Below are 19363 nucleotides of genomic sequence, written 5' to 3' on the forward strand. Positions count from 1 at the left end.
GATAACCCGTGCTTAGCAATGGGTTACGTCATCCATTACGCCACGCCGTTCACCAGAAGTACGCGGTAGTTGGCGCCTTTCAGGCGATGCGCTTTGGCTTCCTGGTAGGCCGGGCTGAAGTACCAGGCTTTGGCGGCCTCGACATCTTCAAACTGCAGCACCACCACGCCTTCAGCATCGCGCCCTTCCAGTACCTCCAGATCGCCGTAGAAAGCCAGTGGCGTGATGTGGTGATCGCCACGCGCCGCGCCGGCTTTCTGCGAATAGGTGGCCAGCTCATCTTTATCCAGCGTTTCGTCTTTAATCATAACGACATATGCGGCCATTATTGTTCGCCTCGCGCCTGACGCTTGTCTTCAGTATTGGTATCAAAATCGCTCGCATCGTGCCGTTCCAGCAGCTGATCCTGCGGCTCGGCGCCAAATGCCCGGTTCACTTTACGCCCGCGGATCACCGCCGGACGGTCGGCAATCTCTTTTGCCCAGCGCACCACATTTTTGTACGACTGCACATCGAGGAATTCGCCGCCGCCGTACTGGTTATTCAGCACCAGATTGCCGTACCACGGCCAGGTCGCGATATCGGCAATGGTATATTCGTCGCCGGCGAGGAAACGGTGGTCCGCCAGCTGGCGATCCAGCACATCAAGCTGACGTTTGGCCTCCAGCGTGAAACGGTTAATGGCGTATTCAATTTTTTCTGGCGCGTAGTGATAGAAGTGGCCGAAACCGCCGCCAAGGTAGGGCGCGGATCCCTGCAGCCAGAACAGCCAGTTCAGGGTTTCAGTGCGGCCCGCCACGTCAGAGGGAATAAAGTGGCCGAATTTATCTGCCAGATAGAGCAGGATATTGCCGGATTCAAACACGCGCAGTGGCGGCGTGATCGAGTGGTCGCGCAGCGCCGGAATTTTTGAGTTGGGGTTAACCTCAACGAAGCCGCTGGAGAACTGATCGCCGTCGCCGATGCGGATCAGCCAGGCGTCATACTCCGCTTCCTGCACGCCGAGCGCCAGCAGCTCTTCCAGCAGAATGGTCACTTTCTGGCCGTTTGGCGTCCCCAGCGAATAGAGCTGCAGCGGATGCTTACCGACCGGCAGCGTTTGCTCATGCGTCGGCCCGGCGGTTGGACGGTTAGTCTTTGCTCCGTTACCTTTGGCTTCCGGGTCCCAGGTCCAGACTTTCGCGGGCTGATACTGATTTTCCGACATAATGCGTTCGCCTTGTTATGAGAAGATTTTTGCTGCTACTGAGTGTAGCAGCACGCTATCACGCCGATTTAACCGCGCTGGCGATAAAAGACAAAGTCGAATCAGGCAAAATTCTCTTGCGTAAACAGCATAAAGTCGACTTTGCCGGGCTGATAGGTCTCTGGTTGCTCACCCTCTTCCAGATGTCGCAGCAGCAGCGTCAGCGCCAGTTGTGCGTGACGCAGGGTGTTTTGATCGAGCGTTAGCGTCAGCACGCGTTTGGCCAGCAGCTCACGGGTGGTTTGGTAAAGTTCGTGCGTCACATACACCACCTTGCCGCACAGCCGATGGCGCGCCAGCGCTTCGTGAATCTGCGTGTTGCCCATGCCGGTATTGTACAAGCCGACAATCTGCTGCGATGCGGCCAGCGTTTTCTCCAGCAGCCGGCTGATGCGCTCGCGCTCGTCCTGGCCTGCGATGATCTCCCGCAGCCGCAGATGCGGGAAACGCTCCGCCAGCACTGCCTGAAACCCTTCGATGCGCAGACGGTGCGCGGCGTAATCAGCGCGACCGCTAACCAGCACCACATCTCCCGCCACAGGCAGCATGCTGCCGAGCATCAGCGCGGCGGTGCGTCCGGCCTTCAGCTGGTCAATACCGACATGGCACAGGCGCGGCGCATCAGGCAGATCGGCCACCAGCGTGATGACCGGTACGCCACGCGCTTTACAGGCCTCAAGCGCCGCGTAAATCAGCGGATTTTCATGGGCGAAAACAATCAGCCCGTCCATCTTTTTGCTGCTGGCTTCGATATGCGCCGCCAGCTTTTCGGGCGCATGCTCCGGAATCAGCGTGCGGTGCAGCCGCAGGCGACGATAGCCGAGCTCATCCGCCAGCCGGGCAAAATCCTGCGCCAGCTGTTGAAAGAAGAAGGAACCGTTACCGCTCAGCAGCACCTCTATTTGCCATGCGTGGCGGTGTTCCTCCGGCAGGATGCGTTTCAAACCCGCTTCGCGCGCCGCCAGTAAAATCTTTTTCGTCATCGCGGGCGACACGCCGCCCCGGTCGTTCAGCACCCGATCCACCGTGGCGACGCCCACGCCCACCCGCTTAGCCAGTTCGGCCAGCGTCATTGTTTTCATCTGAGTGAATTCCATCAAAAACCGCGTTCAGACAGCCTGCCAGAAAGCGATATTTTGACAAGACCGACGATGCCGAAGTGTGAGCAACAGGAGCGTTATCATGCGCAGTGCGCAACGTTTTGCCTTGATTGGCTGTGGATTTATTGGCCAGGTGCATGCCGCAAACCTGGCGCGCCATCCCGGCGTTGAGCTGGCGCTGGTGTGCGATATCGACGCCGCGCGCGCCGCTGCGATGGCAGAGCAGTTTGGGGCGCGGGCCGCCAGCGTGCCGCAGGCGCTGAGCAGTGAGGCCATTGATGCGGTGCTGATTGCCAGTGCGACGCCGACCCACGCACCGCTACTGGAGCAGGCGGTGCTGGCGGGCAAAGCGGTGTACTGTGAAAAACCGATCGATTTGTCGCTGTCACGCGCCCGGGAAGTAGTAGCCAGCATCTCCCCGCTGCAGGTGCCGGTGACGGTAGGATTCAATCGGCGTTTTGATCGCAGCCATGCACAACTGAAAGCCCAGCTGCAGCAGGGCGTGATTGGGCGCAGCGAGCTCATCCAGATGGTGTGCCGCGCCTCTGAACTGCCGCCGCTGAGCTATCTGCAGGCGTCCGGCGGACAGATGCGCGACCAGGCCATCCACTTTTTCGATCTGCTGCGCTGGTTAACTGAGGATGAAGTGGTCACCGTGGGCGCGCTCGGTGCCGCGCTGGCGATGCCGGCGATCCGCGACATTGACGTCGATACCTCAGTGCTGATTATGCGCCTGCAGCAGGGCGCGCTGGTGCAGCTCGATAATGCCCGTCGTACCGCTTACGGTTATGACGAGCGCATCAGCGTGATGGGCAGCCTGGGCATGCTGGCGTCGGAAAGCCAGGCGGTGCACGGTGCAACGCTGTATCAGGGGCAGCACATCCGCCAGCCGGGGCTGTATGCGGACTGGTTCAGCCGGGTACAGGAGACCTATTACAGCCATCTCGATGCGTTTGTGCGCCATCTTGGCGGCGAGAAAGTGGCCGGTCTGCCGGGGCTGATTGACGGGCTGCGCGCGCAGGCCATCGCGGAAGCAGCGCAGCTGTCGCTGACGCGCGGCGAGTTTGTGGAGGTGGAGTGGGTGACGGTTTGATGGGGAGTGGGCGATGGCGTTTGCCCTCACCCCAACCCTCTCCCGCAGGCGGGAGAGGGGGCTGATGGTGCGCCCATCTGTCATTGGCGGGAAAGGGGCTGATTGTGCATGCAACTTACAGATTCAGCAGCTCGCGCTCAATCAGCTCGCGGGTTTCCACCGCCTGATACTTCATCTTCTCCGGATAGCCAAACAGCGCGGCGGAGATAATCGACTCGCCGCCCACTTTATAGTGGCGGTTAGCGAAATCCATCTCGCGCAGCGCTTCGAACAGCGCGTCGAAATTCACCTCACCTTCGCCAACGGCCACGTGCTGGTGGATGGTGGCATCGACGCCCGGCGGGTTAACGATGTAGCGACAATGTTTGGTGTGGTTCATGGTATCGGCAATCAGCATGTGCGACAGATCGTCGCCAGCGTAATGCAGCATGCTCTTCACGTCGCCTTTGCCCTTGTCATAGTAGAACGTATGCGGTGCGCTGTAGATGTATTTGACGTTGTCGCTGCGGAACGACTTGACGATATCGGCCGTTTCATTGCTTTCTTCGCAGAAATCCCACGGATGCGCCTGAATTTCCACGCGAATCCCCTCACGCTCGAAAATCGGCAGCAGCTCGTCCATTGAGCGATAGAACATCTCTTCGCAGATTTCGGGCTCGTTCGGGTTACCGGAAAGTTCGGTATTGATCACCTGCACGCCCATCTCCACGGCAATCTCAATCATGCGCTTCCAGTTTTTCACCGCCGCCTGGCGCCGCAGCTCATCCGGTCCCGACCAGCGATAGACGGTGATAAACGAGGAGATTTCCAGTCCGGTAGCGTTGAGCGCATTTTTGTACTCGCGCATGATCTCCCGGCTGGCTTTTGGGTGTTTATAGAACGGATTGATCTGCGGATGCGGCGACTGTTCAATGTATTTATAACCCCACTCCGCGACCTGATGCACCATACGCGTGATGCCGAGATCGCGGATAACATCCACATCAAAAGCGATTTTCATTGTTGTTCTCCTGCGCGTTACGTTACCCACCACCGCAATCGGCGGCTGGTGTCGCGTCAACTATAAAAACAGCCCGGCACCAGCTCTAATGCTTTGCTGATGCATTTCCATCAGTGCCGGCGGCCCGCTGCGGCAATCTTTTGCCAAATAATTATTCTATTTGCGTGAGAAATGAAACGAATGATGGTGTTTGTGCGACAGCGATCAAAAGAATGAGAGGATTTACTCATTAATTGAGGGATAACGACCGGCTTATATGGCGTGAAAGCATAACATCAGGCATTATTTTTGATAGTTTATTATCATTAAAGGGCTTAACGATGAGCAAAATTACCATGAGCGCGATTGCCGCCGCTGCCGGGGTGGGGATCGCCACCGTGGACCGGGTGCTCAATCGCCGCGCGCCGGTGCGGGCGCAGACCGAACAGAAAGTACTGGCAGCGGCGCACCGGCTGGGCTACCGCAGCAGCCACGCCCCGCTCAGCACGCAGAGCGACGGCGTGACGCTGCGCATGGGGTTTATCCTGCTGTCGGCTTCGTACTCTTTTTATCAAACGCTAACCGATGCGCTGCGCCAGCAGACGCAGCCATTTCATCCGGCCGGCAGCGAGCCGCTGTTTGTCTGGCACGAGATTGATGAGGTGGCAGCGGTGGTGGATTCGCTCTACCGGCTGGCTGAGCAGGTGGAGGCTATCGGCGTGGTGGCGCTGGATCATCCGCTGATCCGCCACGCGATAGCACATGTTTCGCGTCAGGGCGTGCGCGTCTACGCGCTGTTTTCTGACTTTTCGCCCTGTGGGCATGCTGGCTATTTCGGCCTGGATAATCAGAAAGCCGGGCGCAGCGCGGGCTGGATCGCCAGCCATCTGCTGCATCAGCCGGGTCCGGCGGGCGTGCTGCTGGGGGATCACCGCTTTATCTGTCAGGAGAACTGCGAGAGTGGTTTTCGCTCGTATCTGCGCGAGCAGGACAGTGCGCGGCGCGTGCTGGAACCGCTCAAAACCCACGAATCGATTGCCGGTGGTTATCAGGCGACCCGCCAGCTGCTGGAGCAACATGCCGATCTGGCGCTGATTTACGCGCCGTGCGGTGGCATTGAAGGGGTCGTTCAGGCGCTGCGTGAGCGGCCGCAGCGGAAGGTGGCGCTGATTTGTCACGGCCCGGTCAATGACGGCGACCTGGCGCTGATAGATGGCACCATCACGGTGATGCTGCGCCATCAGATCGCTGACATGGCACGACAGCTGGCGCAAACCGTGCTGCAACGTCACGCTGAGCGCAGCGACCATTTTTCTCAGGTCACCCTGCCGTTTGAGATCGTCATGCGGGAAAATGTCTGAGGCGTTGCGCAGTCACCCTTTGTTATCGCTCACCGGGCGACAGCCACGCCAGCGCGCATGACGACAGCATTTGATAAAAAATTATCAAAAATTTGATAATTAAATTTATGATCGCTATCAAAGAATGAAAGTTCCATGATTGAGGTTGGTGAAATATCTATTTGATACTGACGCCAGCCCTCATCATAAGGAACCATCATGACCCTACATATTGCCAATGCGCCCTGCAGCTGGGGCGTAGACGATCTTGACAATTCTTTCCTGCCACCATGGCAAACGGTGCTGCGCGAGGCGGCCCAGGCCGGTTACCGCAGCATTGAACTCGGGCCGTGGCGCTATCTGCCGACCGATGCCGCCGAACTGCGCCAGCAGCTGGAAGCACATCAGCTGTCGCTGGTGGCCGGCACTATTTTCGATGATTTGGTCAGCGAGGCGAATTTCCCGGCGATGGTTGAGCTGACACACAACATCTGCCGCAACCTGTCGCAGGTGCCGTGCGCGGCACGCACGCACGGTGATAACCGGCCCGCGCCCTATCTGGTGATTATCGATTTCGGCAACCCGCAGCGGGCGCAATTTGCCGGCCAGACGGAGAAAGCGCCACGTCTGGCACCCGCGGACTGGCAGCGCATGATGCAGCACATCACTCAGCTCAGTCACATCGCCTGGCACGATTACGGCGTGCGACCGGTGATTCATCCTCATGCCGGTGGCTGCATTGAGTTTGCTGATGAACTGGAACAGCTGGTACAGGACATCCCGCACGAGGTCGCCGGACTGTGTCTCGATACCGGCCATCTTTTTTATTCCGGCATGGATCCGCAGACCTGGCTGCAACGCTACTGGTCGCGCATCGACTATCTGCATTTCAAAGACATTAATGCGGCCGTCTGGCGCGATGTGATTGCGCGCGGCGTCGACTTTTTCACTGCCTGTGCCGAGGGCGTGATGTGCCCGCTTGGCCAGGGCGCGATTGATTACCCGGCGCTGCGGGCGTTTCTCGCTGAACGTCACTATCAGGGCTGGATCACCATCGAGCAGGAGCGCGATCCGCGCAATGCCGCCACCAGTCTGAAGGACGTCACGGCCAGCCTGCACTACCTGCATTCCATCGGATTCTGAGGAGAACAGCATGATTAACGGGAGCAAAGTACTGGATCGCGCGCTGCGCTGGGGCATGGTGGGCGGCGGCGGCACCAGCCAGATCGGTTACATCCACCGTTCCGCTGCTTTACGCGACGGCAACTTCACCTTAGTGGCGGGTGCGTTTGATATTGATGCGGAGCGCGGACAAGCGTTTGGTCGCGCGCTGGGCGTGGCGGCCGAGCGCTGCTATAGCGATTACGAAACCCTGTTTAAAGCGGAAGCCGCGCGTGCTGATGGCATTGAAGCCGTCTCCATCGCCACGCCAAACAATACGCATTTTGCTATCTGCCGCGCTGCGCTCAGCGCCGGGCTGCACGTGGTGTGTGAAAAACCGCTGTGTTTCACCTCCGCTGAAGCTGAGGAACTGCAGCGACTGTGTAAAGCGCAGCAGAAGATCATCGGCGTGACCTACGGTTATGCCGGGCATCAGCTGATTCAGCAGGCGCGCACCATGATTGCTGACGGGCTGCTGGGTGAGATCCGCATTGTGAACATGCAGTTTGCTCACGGCTTTCATCACGAAGCGGTCGAATTACAGAATGCCAGCACCAAATGGCGCGTCGATCCGCGTTTTGTCGGCCCGAGCTATGTGCTGGGCGATCTGGCCACCCATCCGCTGTTTATCGCTGAAACCCTGTTGCCGCAGTTGCAAATAAAACGTCTGCTGTGCAGCCGCCAGAGCTTTGTGGCCTCGCGTGCGCCGCTGGAAGATAACGCCTTCGTGATGATGGAATACGACAACGGTGCGGTCGGTACGCTGTGGGCGTCAGCGGTGAACTGCGGATCGATGCACGGCCAGAAAATTCGCGTTGTGGGGGCCCGAGCCAGTCTGGAGTGGTGGGACGAACAGCCAAACCAGCTGCGCTATGAAGTGCAGGGCGAGCCGGTGCAGATTCTTGAGCGCGGCATGGGTTATCTGCACGCCAGCGCGCTGGCCGATGACCGTATTGGTGGCGGCCATCCCGAAGGATTATTTGAAGCCTGGTCGAATCTCTATCGCCGTTTTGCGCTGGCGATGGACGCCACCGACCGCGGCGATCACGCCTTCCTGCAGGACTTCTGGTATCCGGACGTGCACGCCGGGCTGATGGGGGTACGCTGGGTGGAACAGTGTGTCAAATCGGCGGATGCCGGTGCGGTGTGGGTTGAGTGCTAATTAGCTGACGAAATTTAACCGGAGTGCGAGGCAGCGGGGCGGCATCCGTGCTTTATTGGGAGCCGCTGCGCATGCCTTCTGCAGTTGCTGCGGCGATCTGGTCAATGGCGCGCTGTGCCTGTTCGCACTGATGCAAAATAGTGAAGGCATGATGGTAAAGCATTTTCCCCGCTTCGGTAGGCGTTACGCCGCGTTTGGTGCGGATCAGTAACTGCTGATTCACTTCTCCCTCCAGCGTGGCAAGCTGCTGGCTTAGCGCTGGTTGCGCAATATGCAAACTTTCAGCGGCCTGCGTCAGGCTGCCCGCGTCGACGATTTTGATGAAATATTTAAGGCGACGAAGGTTCACGATTACTCCCTCTGGCGACACGATTCGGTGTATCAAAAGCGTCCGGCACGGTGAGATGCAGCAGACGCAGAGTTAAGAACAAAAGCCACGACGGCAGGCAGGTACTAAGATTAACATTTTTTTAACATCGACACGCGCAACGCGGCGTGACCGGTGGCGCAATTCGCTGGAAAGGTTTGGGCGCAATCGCAAAAGTGTGCGACGCGTCGCGCAAATGGGGCCGAAGCAGTCAGGGTCGTAATGGAGCTAATCGATATTGCATGGGATTGCAGTTTTTTCAGGTACTCCGCACAAGCTGAGCACGTCCACAGCGATGCTGGCATCCGGCATGATACAGGTCATCTTTTCAATATAACTTCCGGTTTATATCAGAGCGCTATAAACTACAGGTTATATGAGGTGATTTTGAACAGCTGGAAGGTAGAAACCACCGCGCGCTTTGCCACATGGCTGCAGGCGCAGGATGACGCGATGATTGAGGATGTGTTGGCCAGCCTGGCGGTTCTCAGGGAGTTCGGGCCCACGTTAGGGCGGCCTGATGTTGATACCCTCGTCGGGTCGCGTTTTTCCAATATGAAAGAACTCCGTGTTCAGAGTAATGGCCGGGCGATTCGTGCGTTTTTTGCCTTCGATCCGGTCAGACGGGCCATTGTGCTCTGCGCGGGAAACAAAACCGGAACGCATCAGCGGCGCTTTTATCAGGCGATGATTAAACTGGCTGACCGCGTGTATCAACAGCATCTGGAGGAGATGAATCATGCCAAAACTTGAAGACCTGATTGCTCAGCGTTCGCCTGAATCACAGGCGCGCATCAGAAATAAGGCGGCGGAAAAAATCATCGAGATTCGTCTGCGCCAGCTGCGGGAAGAACTGGCGCTTTCACAGGTACAACTGGCTGAAAAGATGGGTGTTTCGCAACCTGCTATTGCAGCCATCGAGGCGCGTGGTGACGAACTGAAACTCTCCAGCCTGAAAAAATACGTTGAGGCGTTAGGCGGAAAATTGAGTGTAACCGTTGAACTGCCAGCCGGTGACGGGCGGATTTTCCAGCTTTAAGAGTTTCTGCCAGGCTGCAGGGTGAGCGATTCTGCCGGCGCAGAAAAGCAAAAACCCAGCCATAAGGCTGGGTTTTCTGAATAGTGGTGCCCGGACGCGGAATCGAACCACGGACACGGGGATTTTCAATCCCCTGCTCTACCGACTGAGCTATCCGGGCAACGGGGCGCATTAAACCCTAATGGCTCACAGCCGTCAACGGGTTTCGTAAAAAAAGCGTAGCAATCGTGACTGATTGCCTGCTTTTCAGGCAGGGTGAACAAAAAGCCTACGCCAGCGCGCCGTTTTGCCGGCACAGCGCGATGCTCAGCACATCTTCAGCCAGACGCCGCGCGGTAGCGACATCCTGCACGTTGCGCTTCACCAGCAGCTTACTCAGACACCCTTCGAGGATCAGCTCCATCTGATCGGCCACCATGCTGGGGTTGTCCAGCGCCAGGTCGACGAGGATTTCATGGGTGAACTGCCAGGAACTGCGCTTCTGCTGTTCGGCGAGCTGGTGCACCGGCTGATCCGGCTGGGGATAGAAACTGCAGGCGGCAATAAACAGGCAGCCAGGAAAGCGGCCTTTACTGACGTGCTCTGCCAGCACGTCGTAACGCGCCAGCAGCTTTTGTGCCGCACTGAGGCGCTCATCCAGTTGCACCTGGCGGCGCCAGCTGTCGATCTGCTGGCCGTGAAAGCGCAGCGCGTCATACAGCAGGGCATCGCGATCGGGCCAGTAGCGCTCCAGCTGATCGCTGGCGAGGCCGCTTTCGCCAGCCAGCTGCTGCAGCGAGGTAGTCGCGGCCAGGCCGCTCTGTTCGAGCACATTCAGCGCATGCTCAAGGATCTGTTCGCGTTGCAAAAGACTCTCCTCCGGAATGCGGGCCCGAACGCGTGCGCCCGGGCAGTGTCGTGCAACCAGTTTCGTTTAACGCGGCAGATTGTGCAAATGGGCGCGGAAATCCGCGGCGTTAAGGAAGCCGGTGACGCGTGAATCGGCAATCTCTTTGCCCTGCGCATCGAAGAACAGGATGGTCGGCAGGCCAAGCACCTGCAGATGCTGCAGCAGCGCATTATCCTGCGCGTTATTGGCTGTCACGTTAGCCTGCAGCAGCTGCACGTTGCTCAGGGCGCTGCGCACGCCGTCATCGCTGAAGGTGTATTTTTCAAACTCTTTGCAGGCCACGCACCAGTCGGCATAGAGATCGACCATGGTGATACGGCCCTGCGCCTGCTGTAATGCGCTGTCCAGCTGCTGGCTGCTGCTGATGCGCTGAAACGGCAGGTGCGCGACGCTTTGCGTACTGCTGCTGCCAAATGCCCAGTCCTGCAGCGGGCGCGCCACCACCAGCGCGGCCGCCAGCATGATGATCGGCAGCACACGCGCTGTGCCGCGCGCGCTGAGACTCAGGCTGAACGCCCAGGCAAAAAATGCCACGCCGAGCAGACTCCACAGCCGCAGTCCCCAGATATCGCCCAGCACGCGCTCCAGCAGAAACACCGGCAGCGCCAGAATCACAAACCCAAAACCCTCTTTCACGCTCTGCATCCACGGACCGCTTTTCGGCAGCAGCCGGTTGCCGAACATCGTTACAGCAATCAGCGGCAGTCCCATGCCGAAGGCGTACAGCCACAGCGTGCCGGCACCGGCCCACAGATTACCGCTCTGCGCGATATACAGCAGGATAGCGCTGAGCGGCGCGGTGGTGCAGGGTGAGCAGATCAGGCCTGCCAGTGCGCCCATCATCAACACGCCCGCCAGCGAGCCGCCTTGCTGACGGTTGCTCCACAGCGTCAGACGCGTCTGAAGGCTGGCAGGCAGCTGCAGCGTGAACAGGCCAAACATCGACAGCGCCAGCAGCACAAACAGCACGGAGAGGCCGATCAATACGTAAGGATGCTGCAGCGCAGCCTGGAAACGTAGCCCCGCCGCTGCCACCACCATACCGAGCAGGGTGTAAGTCAGCGCCATGCCCTGCACGTAAACCAGTGCGAGGGCGAACAGCCGGCCCAGCGAGTAGCGGCGCTGGCCACCAAGAATGATGCCGGAGATCAGCGGATACATCGGCAGCACGCACGGCGTAAAGGCCACGCCGATGCCAATCAGCAGCGCCCACAGCGGCGAAAACGGCAGCGGCGTGCGGTGAGCGGCCGGTGATGCCGCGATTACCGGCGCGGCGCTATCGGCAGCCATCGCCGTCAGCGGCACCGAGCGGGTCTCCGGCGGATAGCAGAAACCGGCCGCGGCGCAGCCCTGATAGGTCACGCTGAGCGTTGCACCGGCATCGGCCTGGCGCAGGGTGATCGGCAGCTGTACGTCCTGCGGATAGATTTCGCTCTTGCCGTAAAACTCATCTTCGTGCGGCTGGCCCGCCGGTAGCGTGACCGGCGCCAGCTGCGCGTGTTGCGCGCTGATGTGGAATTGCTGGCGATAGAGGTAATAGCCGTCCTTCACTTTCCAGCTCAGCGTCAGCTGATGGCCCTGCTGGCTGAAATCAAAGCCAAAGGCCTGATCGACCGGCACAAAGCGGTTATTGGTAGTGGGCGAGAACAGGCTGGCCTGTGCCGACAGGCAAAACAGCAGTGCCAGGCACAGGCTTAGCAGGCGGGAAAATCGAGCAGCCATGACGAATTAATCAGCTCCGGTGGCGAAGAAGCCGCGATGATAACACGGCCGCTGCGCCACGAGGTTTTCAGGATGTAACCACGACGCTACAGGATCAGGCTGCCGAACAGGAAGCCAAACGCCACCGAGAAGGTAATTGCCAGTACGCCGGGAATGATAAACGAGTGGTTGAACACGTACTTTCCAATGCGGGTCGAGCCGGTGTCGTCCATCTCCACCGCGGCCAGCAGCGTCGGGTAGGTGGGCAGCACGAACAGCGCGGACACCGCGGCGAAGGAGGCGACCGCCGCCAGCGGCGACACGCCGAGCATCAGTGCCGCCGGCATCAGCGCTTTGGTGGTGGCCGCCTGCGAGTAGAGCAGCGTGGCAGCAAAGAACAGCACCAGCGCCAGCATCCACGGATAGCTCTGCAGCATGTCGCCGGCCAGCGTCTGGATGTCGCTGAGGTGCGCTTTGACAAAGGTATCGCCCAGCCAGGCGACGCCCATCACGCAGATACAGGCGCTCATGCCGGATTTAAACGTGCTGGCACTGAGGATTTCACCGGTTTCCACTTTGCAGGTCAGGCAAATCAGCGTAGCAACCGTCAGCATAAACACCACAATGGCTTCGTTACGCGGCAGCACCGGATTGCTGATCAGGCCCACGCTGTCGCTGATTGCCGTCGCGTACAGCACCACCGCCGCAATACCGATCAGGAATAGCAGCACCGCGCGTCTGGCTCCCGGCTTGATGTGATAAACCTGCTCACCGCGCAGCGTCACTTCACCTTTCGCCAGGCGCGCCTGGTAGACGTCATCTTCTTTGAGCTCTTTGCCGAGGAAGTTGGTGATCACGGCGGCACAGAAAATGGCCAGCATGGTGGCAGGCAGCGCGACGCCGAGCAGCGCCAGATAACTGACGCCGCGCGGTTCAAGAATCGAGGCAAAAAATACCACCGCGGCCGAAAGCGGCGAGGCGGTGATGGCGATTTGCGACGCCACTACGGCTATCGACAGCGGGCGCGAAGGGCGTACGCCTTGCTCTTTGGCGACTTCCGCAATCACCGGCAGAGTTGAAAAAGCGGTGTGCCCGGTACCCGCCAGCAGCGTCATCACATAGGTCACCAGCGGCGCGAGGAACGTGACATAGCGCGGATGGCGGCGCAGCAGGCGTTCCGCCAGCCCGACCAGATAATCCATGCCGCCGGCCACCTGCATCGCGGCGATGGCCGCAATCACCGCCATAATGATCTCGATGACATCAAACGGGATCGCGCCGGGTTTCATGCCGCAAACCAGCGTCAGCACCAGCACGCCTAAACCGCCGGCAAAGCCAATGCCGATGCCGCCGAGGCGCGCACCCAGCCAGATCGCCAGCAGGACGATGAGCAATTCCACCACTACCATAGTTTCACTCCCTGAAGTGCCGCCACACGCAGCCACTTTAGTTATAGACGTCAAAATAAAAAAGCACGCCGTATTGTATACAGGCGTGCTTCAGACGACTTGATCCGGAACGGATTACTGTTCGTTTTCGTCGGTGTAGCGTTTGGCTTTGTATTCCGGGTGCATCAGGTTCTGGATGGAGAAAATATCGTCCAGCTCGGCTTCGGTCAGCAGACCGCGTTCCAGCACCACTTCGCGTACGCTCTTACCGGTTTCAGCACAGATTTTCCCGACGATATCGCCGTTGTGATGGCCGATGTACGGGTTGAGGTAAGTGACGATACCGATGGAGTTGAACACGTAGGCTTCACAGACCGCTTTGTTGGCGGTGATGCCGTTAACGCATTTTTCCAGCAGGTTGTAGCAGGCGTTGGTCAGGATGCTGATCGACTCAAACAGCGCCTGGCCAATCACCGGCTCCATCACGTTGAGCTGCAGCTGACCGGCTTCAGAAGCCATGGTCACCGTGGTGTCGTTGCCAATCACTTTAAAGCACACCTGATTGACCACTTCCGGTACCACCGGGTTAACTTTGGCAGGCATGATTGAAGAACCGGCCTGCAGCTCCGGCAGGTTGATTTCGTTCAGGCCAGCGCGCGGACCGGATGACAGCAGGCGCAGGTCGTTACAGATTTTCGACAGTTTCACGGCCAGGCGCTTCAGCGCTGAGTGCACCATGACGTAAGCGCCGCAGTCTGAGGTGGCTTCAATCAGATCTTCGGCGGGCACTACCGGCAGGTTGCTGACTTCCGCCAGGCGCTGTACCGCCAGCTGCTGGTAGCCGTCCGGTGTGTTGAGGCGGGTGCCGATCGCCGTGGCGCCGAGGTTAACCTCCAGCAGCAGTTCGGCGGTACGCAGAATGCTGCGCGTCTCTTCGTTCAGCAGTACGTTGAACGCGTGGAACTCCTGACCGAGTGACATCGGCACCGCGTCCTGCAGCTGGGTGCGGCCCATCTTCAGGATGTTTTCAAACTCCACCGCTTTGCGCTGAAAACCTTCGCTCAGCTGGCCAATCGCGTCGAGCAGTTTGAGGATCGAGGCGTAAACCGCAATGCGGAAACCGGTAGGATAAGCGTCGTTAGTGGACTGACACTTATTCACGTGATCGTTTGGGTTGAGATACTGATATTCACCTTTCTGGTGACCCATCAGCTCCAGACCGATATTAGCCAGCACCTCGTTGGTGTTCATGTTGACCGAGGTGCCCGCGCCGCCCTGATAGACATCAACCGGGAACTGGTCCATGCACTTACCGTTATTCAGCACTTCATCACAGGCCTGAATGATAGTGTTGGCGATGTGGCGCGGGATGGTTTGCAGCTCTTTGTTGGCGAGCGCGGCGGCTTTTTTCACCATCACCATGCCGCGAACAAACTCAGGGATGTCGCTGATTTTACTGTTACTGATATAGAAGTTCTCAATCGCACGCAGAGTATGAACACCGTAATAGGCATCTGCCGGAACTTCACGCATGCCTAACAGGTCTTCTTCGATACGAATGTTGTTCGCCATGATTACCTTCTTATTATTGCTGCTGTGTTACTGCCGGGCATCCGGAATGGATGGGCGGCGAATAACGTGCAGGTGAAGCAATTATATTGTCGTGGAATACCAGTGCCGACATTTTATCCATCTTCGGGCTGGCGAGCACGATCATATTCTGTCACTGCAGAAATGCTTGTGCACAGATCACTTTACGGACATTTGCTGGCCCAGCGGTAATAACGATATGTGATGTACTTCGCAATTTTAAGTCAGTGGCATAAATTTAACAGCGGCGGTTGAATTTCCCCGGCCGCGTGCCCATCTCATACGTTATGGTCATGCTGACCCTTCAATTTTGCTGCCCCGCACGCTGCGTGGCGGCGCGACTCACAGGAGATATCGGTGCGCTGGTTACCGTTAGTGATTTTTTTTGTTCTGGCCTGGATTGAGATCTCGATTTTCATCCAGGTGGCGCACGCGCTCGGCGTGCTGCTGACCATGCTGCTGGTGATTTTTACCTCGTGCATTGGTGTGTCGCTGGTGAAAAATCAGGGCATGAAGAACTTTATGCTGATGCAGGAGAAGCTGGCGCGTAACGAGAGCCCAGCGGCGGAGATGATCAAAAGCGTGTCGCTGATCATCGCCGGTTTTCTGCTGCTGCTGCCGGGCTTCTTCACCGATTTCCTCGGCCTGCTGCTGTTGCTGCCGCCGGTGCAGAAGCACCTGACGCTAAAACTGATGCCGCACCTGCGCGTATGGCGCGGCCCGGGGCAGGGTCCGGATAGCGGCGTCACCATGGACGGCGAGTTTGAGCGCAAAGATCAAGACCGTATTGAACACCACGATCGCCACGACCGTTAATTTAAAACACCTGCAGTTGAGGGCTCTGGCACCTTTCTTCCAGCATTTTTACGACTTTATACGCCAGGTCTGCATTGGCCTGGCTGCTGTCACAGGCAAAAATTTGCGCCAGCATTTCTTGTCGCGCAAATTGTTTATCATCCTGATGCAGCGCTGAATGCAATACTTCCACCAGATTGTCCGGTGTAAAGCGATAGCGCCAGTTATCGTTGCCGGGAACCAGTCGATAATCCGGTTCGAAGTTGTGATGCTTGCCAGCCGGAATGTCCAGCGTCAAAATGGGTTTTCCTGTCAGCAGGTAATCAAACATGATTGAGGAATAATCCGTAATTAGCACATCGAAATGGTTAAGCCATGGATAGATATCAAGTTCCATGGGCAAACTGTGCAGGTTTGCCACTTTTCCGCTGGCAAACACATTGTCACCCTTATGGTAAGGATGAGTCTTAACGAAGACGTTAATGTCGTGATGCAGGGCGTAGCGCATTAGTTTCAGCATAAAGCTGCTGCTGGTAAGACTGGTTGCTTTGTTGCGCTGCCACGTTGGCGCGAGGAATATTTTTCGCCCCGGTTGCTGCATCGCCTGCTGTGCTGCAGGTGGAAGCATTGCGCCTGTCATCTCCTCTGGCATTGGTGTCCGGGTAATGACCTCATTGCGCGGAAACGCGCCGCGCAGCAGCTGCTGGCAACCGAAGGTTTTTGCCCAGAAAGCATCAAAGTAAGGTGCCGTGCTAAGGACATAATCGGCGCGTGTGGCCCAGCTCATCGGCAGGATGTGTCCCGCCTCGCTCATATCCAAATGGCTGATCAGGCTCAATTGCAAATGTTTAACTGATACACCGTGCCAAAGCTGAACATGTTTTGCGCCTTCAAGGCATGCTGCATAAATTGGCTGGGCGCCAAGGCTTTGCCAGGGGTTGACACAAAATATGGCGATAGCGGCTTCCAGCATTAATGACAGGGTTTCAGGAGTAGCATGATTGATATCATGATACGGCAGGCCCGCTCTCTTGAGATCGTTAATCACGCCAGGTGTATAGCTGCACCAGATGATCTCGAATTGTGGATAGTGTTTCAGCATGTGCAGATACAGGTATTTGCTGTTATCAGCGAAGGCTTCCCGGTCAAAAAATAAGATGCGGGGTTGCTTGGTGTTTTTGCGTGATATTTGTGCCAGATAATCGGCAGCGCTCTGCTGAGTCGTCGTCATAATTTGTGCCTTTAAAGTCAGTGCAGACTAAAGGCGACAGGAATGGTCTCATTATTAAGATAGCGAAGCGACGCACCCATGGTACAAATTTTAGCCAGTTGCATTAAAGTAAAAAAATTTCTGTTTTGCCCCTTGAAAGCCCCTTTTCTGCCCCTATCTCTCTCTCCACGAGGCCGGAACCCTCAAGCCCGGCGTTCAACCCAAAAATGAATGATTGGACTTCTCAAAGGAGAGCTATCAAATGAAAATTCGTCCGTTGCACGATCGCGTTATCGTCAAGCGTAAAGAAGTTGAAGCCAAATCTGCTGGCGGTATCGTTCTGACCGGCTCTGCAGCAGGCAAATCAACCCGCGGTGAAGTACTGGCTGTTGGCAATGGCCGCATCCTGGAAAACGGCGACGTGAAGCCGCTGGACGTGAAAGTGGGTGATCTGGTGATTTTCAGCGAAGGCTATGGTGCCAAGACTGAGAAAATCGACAACGAAGAAGTTCTGATCATCTCTGAAAGCGACATTCTGGCGATTGTTGAAGCGTAATTTACGCGTAATTCACTGAACGAAACGAATTTAAGGGATATTTGAAATGGCAGCTAAAGACGTAAAATTCGGTAATGACGCACGCGTAAAAATGCTGCGTGGCGTGAACGTACTGGCAGATGCAGTAAAAGTTACCCTGGGCCCGAAAGGCCGTAACGTGGTTCTGGATAAATCTTTTGGTGCACCGACCATCACTAAAGATGGTGTTTCTGTGGCACGTGAAATCGAGCTGGAAGACAAGTTCGAGAACATGGGTGCGCAGATGGTGAAAGAAGTCGCTTCTAAAGCCAACGACGCAGCAGGCGACGGCACCACCACCGCTACCGTTCTGGCACAGGCTATCGTCAACGAAGGCCTGAAAGCCGTCGCGGCGGGCATGAACCCAATGGATCTGAAGCGCGGTATCGATAAAGCCGTTGCCGCAGCCGTTGAAGAGCTGAAAACCCTGTCTGTACCATGCCAGGATTCCCGCGCTATCGCGCAGGTAGGTACCATTTCTGCCAACTCCGATGAAAGCGTCGGTACCCTGATCGCTCAGGCGATGGACAAAGTGGGTAAAGAAGGCGTGATCACCGTTGAAGAAGGCACCGGTCTGCAAGACGAGCTGGACGTGGTTGAAGGTATGCAGTTCGACCGTGGCTACCTGTCTCCATACTTCATCAACAAGCCAGAAACCGGTGCAGTGGAGCTGGAAAGCCCATTCATCCTGCTGGCTGACAAGAAAATCTCTAACATCCGCGAAATGCTGCCAGTGCTGGAAGCTGTGGCGAAAGCCGGCAAACCACTGCTGATCATCGCAGAAGACGTGGAAGGCGAAGCGCTGGCTACGCTGGTGGTGAACACCATGCGCGGTATCGTGAAAGTGGCTGCGGTGAAAGCACCGGGCTTCGGCGACCGTCGTAAAGCGATGCTGCAGGATATTGCTATCCTGACCGGCGGTACCGTGATCTCTGAAGAGATCGGTATGGAGCTGGAAAAAGCGACGCTGGAAGACCTGGGTCAGGCAAAACGCGTGGTGATCAACAAAGATACCACCACCATCATCGATGGTGTGGGCGATCAGGGCGCAATCTCTGGCCGCGTGACGCAGATCCGTCAGCAGATCGAAGAAGCGACGTCTGACTACGACAAAGAGAAACTGCAGGAGCGCGTTGCAAAACTGGCAGGTGGTGTAGCCGTACTGAAAGTAGGCGCAGCGACTGAAGTTGAGATGAAAGAGAAGAAAGCACGCGTTGAAGATGCCCTGCACGCTACCCGTGCTGCGGTTGAAGAAGGCGTGGTTGCCGGTGGTGGTGTTGCGCTGGTGCGTGTTGCGGCGAAAATCGCAGCATCTGGCCTGAAAGGTCAGAACGAAGACCAGAACGTCGGTATCAAGGTTGCTCTGCGTGCGATGGAAGCGCCACTGCGTCAGATCGTTTCTAACGCCGGTGAAGAGCCATCTGTGGTTGCTAACAACGTGAAAGCGGGCGACGGTAACTACGGTTACAACGCGCAGACCGAAGAGTACGGCAACATGATCGACTTCGGTATCCTGGATCCAACCAAAGTGACCCGTTCTGCGCTGCAGTACGCGTCTTCTGTGGCCGGTCTGATGATCACCACCGAAGCGATGGTCACCGACCTGCCGAAAGGCGACGCACCTGACTTAGGTGCTGGCGCTGGCGGCATGGGTGGCATGGGCGGTATGGGCGGCATGATGTAATTGCCCTGAACGTCTGAGCTGTTGAGAAACCCCCGATCGGAAACG

The 19363-nt window shown here is 57.3% G+C and carries 19 protein-coding genes, 1 tRNA gene and 1 pseudogene; 9 read left to right on the forward strand and 12 right to left on the reverse strand.

Annotated elements, in window-relative coordinates:
- Positions 1-35: 35 nt before the first annotated feature.
- The 3 genes from KOL70_RS14485 to KOL70_RS14495 all read right to left on the reverse strand — a co-directional run bounded on the left by KOL70_RS14485 (position 36) and on the right by KOL70_RS14495 (position 2328).
- Positions 36-326, reverse strand: coding sequence for a DUF1330 domain-containing protein (locus tag KOL70_RS14485; RefSeq protein WP_127833588.1), 291 nt, complete (start codon positions 324-326; stop codon positions 36-38).
- Complete coding sequence (gene yghU, locus KOL70_RS14490) at positions 326-1207, reverse strand: glutathione-dependent disulfide-bond oxidoreductase (RefSeq protein WP_021507780.1); 882 nt, start codon at positions 1205-1207, stop codon at positions 326-328. The genes KOL70_RS14485 and yghU overlap by 1 nt, the downstream gene beginning before the upstream one ends.
- Positions 1208-1308: 101 nt before the next feature.
- Positions 1309-2328, reverse strand: coding sequence for a LacI family DNA-binding transcriptional regulator (locus tag KOL70_RS14495; RefSeq protein WP_021507779.1), 1020 nt, complete (start codon positions 2326-2328; stop codon positions 1309-1311).
- 100 nt (positions 2329-2428) lie between these two features.
- On the opposite strand from KOL70_RS14495, the gene KOL70_RS14500 reads away from it, so the two are divergent.
- Positions 2429-3439: a Gfo/Idh/MocA family oxidoreductase gene (locus KOL70_RS14500; RefSeq protein ID WP_215480814.1), complete on the forward strand. Its 1011-nt coding sequence runs from the start codon at positions 2429-2431 to the stop codon at positions 3437-3439.
- Positions 3440-3554: 115 nt separating this feature from the next.
- Here the strand turns inward: KOL70_RS14500 and KOL70_RS14505 are convergent, their stop codons facing one another.
- Positions 3555-4439: a sugar phosphate isomerase/epimerase family protein gene (locus KOL70_RS14505; protein WP_021507777.1), complete on the reverse strand. Its 885-nt coding sequence runs from the start codon at positions 4437-4439 to the stop codon at positions 3555-3557.
- A gap of 320 nt (positions 4440-4759) precedes the next feature.
- Between KOL70_RS14505 and KOL70_RS14510 the strand changes: the two genes are divergently transcribed.
- Positions 4760-5779 (forward strand): LacI family DNA-binding transcriptional regulator, encoded by a 1020-nt coding sequence (locus KOL70_RS14510; protein WP_215480815.1) that lies wholly within the window; start codon positions 4760-4762, stop codon positions 5777-5779.
- Positions 5780-5808: 29 nt separating this feature from the next.
- On the opposite strand, the gene KOL70_RS14515 is transcribed toward KOL70_RS14510, so the two are convergent.
- Positions 5809-5979, reverse strand: a complete 171-nt coding sequence (locus KOL70_RS14515; protein WP_193751842.1) for a hypothetical protein — start codon at positions 5977-5979, stop codon at positions 5809-5811.
- Between KOL70_RS14515 and KOL70_RS14520 the strand changes: the two genes are divergently transcribed.
- On the forward strand, positions 5978-6901 hold the full coding sequence (locus KOL70_RS14520) for a TIM barrel protein (protein WP_215480816.1): 924 nt from the start codon (positions 5978-5980) through the stop codon (positions 6899-6901). The genes KOL70_RS14515 and KOL70_RS14520 overlap by 2 nt on opposite strands.
- A 10-nt stretch (positions 6902-6911) precedes the next feature.
- Positions 6912-8081 (forward strand): Gfo/Idh/MocA family protein, encoded by a 1170-nt coding sequence (locus KOL70_RS14525; protein WP_215480817.1) that lies wholly within the window; start codon positions 6912-6914, stop codon positions 8079-8081.
- A gap of 94 nt (positions 8082-8175) precedes the next feature.
- Here KOL70_RS14525 and KOL70_RS14530 read toward each other — a convergent pair.
- A pseudogene (locus KOL70_RS14530) lies at positions 8176-8430 on the reverse strand (LysR family transcriptional regulator); the annotation flags it as partial.
- 405 nt (positions 8431-8835) lie between these two features.
- On the opposite strand from KOL70_RS14530, the gene KOL70_RS23605 reads away from it, so the two are divergent.
- On the forward strand, positions 8836-9201 hold the full coding sequence (locus tag KOL70_RS23605; RefSeq protein WP_256445332.1) for a type II toxin-antitoxin system RelE/ParE family toxin: 366 nt from the start codon (positions 8836-8838) through the stop codon (positions 9199-9201).
- Positions 9188-9487 (forward strand): helix-turn-helix domain-containing protein, encoded by a 300-nt coding sequence (locus tag KOL70_RS14540; protein ID WP_058774900.1) that lies wholly within the window; start codon positions 9188-9190, stop codon positions 9485-9487. Before KOL70_RS23605 ends, KOL70_RS14540 begins: the two co-directional genes overlap by 14 nt.
- A gap of 84 nt (positions 9488-9571) precedes the next feature.
- Here the strand turns inward: KOL70_RS14540 and KOL70_RS14545 are convergent.
- The 5 genes from KOL70_RS14545 to aspA form a co-directional block, all read right to left on the reverse strand.
- Positions 9572-9647 (reverse strand) — tRNA-Phe (locus KOL70_RS14545).
- 108 nt (positions 9648-9755) lie between these two features.
- Positions 9756-10334, reverse strand: a complete 579-nt coding sequence (locus KOL70_RS14550) for a transcriptional regulator (RefSeq protein ID WP_021507771.1) — start codon at positions 10332-10334, stop codon at positions 9756-9758.
- A gap of 66 nt (positions 10335-10400) precedes the next feature.
- The gene (locus tag KOL70_RS14555; RefSeq protein ID WP_215480819.1) at positions 10401-12098 is read right to left on the reverse strand and encodes a protein-disulfide reductase DsbD; all 1698 of its coding nucleotides are present in this window, start codon (positions 12096-12098) and stop codon (positions 10401-10403) included.
- 86 nt (positions 12099-12184) lie between these two features.
- Positions 12185-13486, reverse strand: a complete 1302-nt coding sequence (locus KOL70_RS14560; protein ID WP_104187997.1) for an anaerobic C4-dicarboxylate transporter — start codon at positions 13484-13486, stop codon at positions 12185-12187.
- 114 nt (positions 13487-13600) lie between these two features.
- A complete protein-coding gene (aspA, locus tag KOL70_RS14565) occupies positions 13601-15037 on the reverse strand; it encodes an aspartate ammonia-lyase (RefSeq protein ID WP_021507768.1) in 1437 nt (478 codons plus the stop codon).
- Between the two features lie 375 nt (positions 15038-15412).
- On the opposite strand from aspA, the gene KOL70_RS14570 reads away from it, so the two are divergent.
- A complete protein-coding gene (locus tag KOL70_RS14570; protein ID WP_010616464.1) occupies positions 15413-15871 on the forward strand; it encodes an FxsA family protein in 459 nt (152 codons plus the stop codon).
- A 1-nt stretch (position 15872) separates the two neighbouring features.
- Here the strand turns inward: KOL70_RS14570 and KOL70_RS14575 are convergent, their stop codons facing one another.
- A complete protein-coding gene (locus KOL70_RS14575; RefSeq protein ID WP_215480820.1) occupies positions 15873-17081 on the reverse strand; it encodes a CDP-glycerol glycerophosphotransferase family protein in 1209 nt (402 codons plus the stop codon).
- Positions 17082-17322: 241 nt separating this feature from the next.
- Between KOL70_RS14575 and KOL70_RS14580 the strand changes: the two genes are divergently transcribed.
- A complete protein-coding gene (locus KOL70_RS14580) occupies positions 17323-17616 on the forward strand; it encodes a co-chaperone GroES (protein WP_021507766.1) in 294 nt (97 codons plus the stop codon).
- Between the two features lie 46 nt (positions 17617-17662).
- Positions 17663-19318 carry a chaperonin GroEL gene (groL, locus tag KOL70_RS14585; protein WP_021507765.1) on the forward strand — a complete coding sequence of 552 codons (1656 nt, stop codon included), beginning with the start codon at positions 17663-17665 and terminating at the stop codon, positions 19316-19318.
- Positions 19319-19363: the final 45 nt, after the last annotated feature.

The organism is Pantoea sp. B270, from assembly GCF_018726825.1.
Taxonomy (GTDB): Bacteria; Pseudomonadota; Gammaproteobacteria; order Enterobacterales; family Enterobacteriaceae; genus Pantoea; species Pantoea dispersa.

Excerpts from the sequence above, each read along its gene's own strand:
- KOL70_RS14485 (WP_127833588.1), bottom strand. The coding sequence starts at position 326 with ATGGCCGCATATGTCGTTATGATTAAAGACGAAACGCTGGATAAAGAT.
- yghU (WP_021507780.1), bottom strand. The coding sequence starts at position 1,207 with ATGTCGGAAAATCAGTATCAGCCCGCGAAAGTCTGGACCTGGGACCCG.
- KOL70_RS14495 (WP_021507779.1), bottom strand. The coding sequence starts at position 2,328 with ATGAAAACAATGACGCTGGCCGAACTGGCTAAGCGGGTGGGCGTGGGC.
- KOL70_RS14500 (WP_215480814.1), top strand. The coding sequence starts at position 2,429 with ATGCGCAGTGCGCAACGTTTTGCCTTGATTGGCTGTGGATTTATTGGC.
- KOL70_RS14505 (WP_021507777.1), bottom strand. The coding sequence starts at position 4,439 with ATGAAAATCGCTTTTGATGTGGATGTTATCCGCGATCTCGGCATCACG.
- KOL70_RS14510 (WP_215480815.1), top strand. The coding sequence starts at position 4,760 with ATGAGCAAAATTACCATGAGCGCGATTGCCGCCGCTGCCGGGGTGGGG.
- KOL70_RS14520 (WP_215480816.1), top strand. The coding sequence starts at position 5,978 with ATGACCCTACATATTGCCAATGCGCCCTGCAGCTGGGGCGTAGACGAT.
- KOL70_RS14515 (WP_193751842.1), bottom strand. The coding sequence starts at position 5,979 with ATGATGGTTCCTTATGATGAGGGCTGGCGTCAGTATCAAATAGATATT.
- KOL70_RS14525 (WP_215480817.1), top strand. The coding sequence starts at position 6,912 with ATGATTAACGGGAGCAAAGTACTGGATCGCGCGCTGCGCTGGGGCATG.
- KOL70_RS14540 (WP_058774900.1), top strand. The coding sequence starts at position 9,188 with ATGCCAAAACTTGAAGACCTGATTGCTCAGCGTTCGCCTGAATCACAG.
- KOL70_RS14555 (WP_215480819.1), bottom strand. The coding sequence starts at position 12,098 with ATGGCTGCTCGATTTTCCCGCCTGCTAAGCCTGTGCCTGGCACTGCTG.
- KOL70_RS14560 (WP_104187997.1), bottom strand. The coding sequence starts at position 13,486 with ATGGTAGTGGTGGAATTGCTCATCGTCCTGCTGGCGATCTGGCTGGGT.
- aspA (WP_021507768.1), bottom strand. The coding sequence starts at position 15,037 with ATGGCGAACAACATTCGTATCGAAGAAGACCTGTTAGGCATGCGTGAA.
- KOL70_RS14575 (WP_215480820.1), bottom strand. The coding sequence starts at position 17,081 with ATGACGACGACTCAGCAGAGCGCTGCCGATTATCTGGCACAAATATCA.
- KOL70_RS14580 (WP_021507766.1), top strand. The coding sequence starts at position 17,323 with ATGAAAATTCGTCCGTTGCACGATCGCGTTATCGTCAAGCGTAAAGAA.
- groL (WP_021507765.1), top strand. The coding sequence starts at position 17,663 with ATGGCAGCTAAAGACGTAAAATTCGGTAATGACGCACGCGTAAAAATG.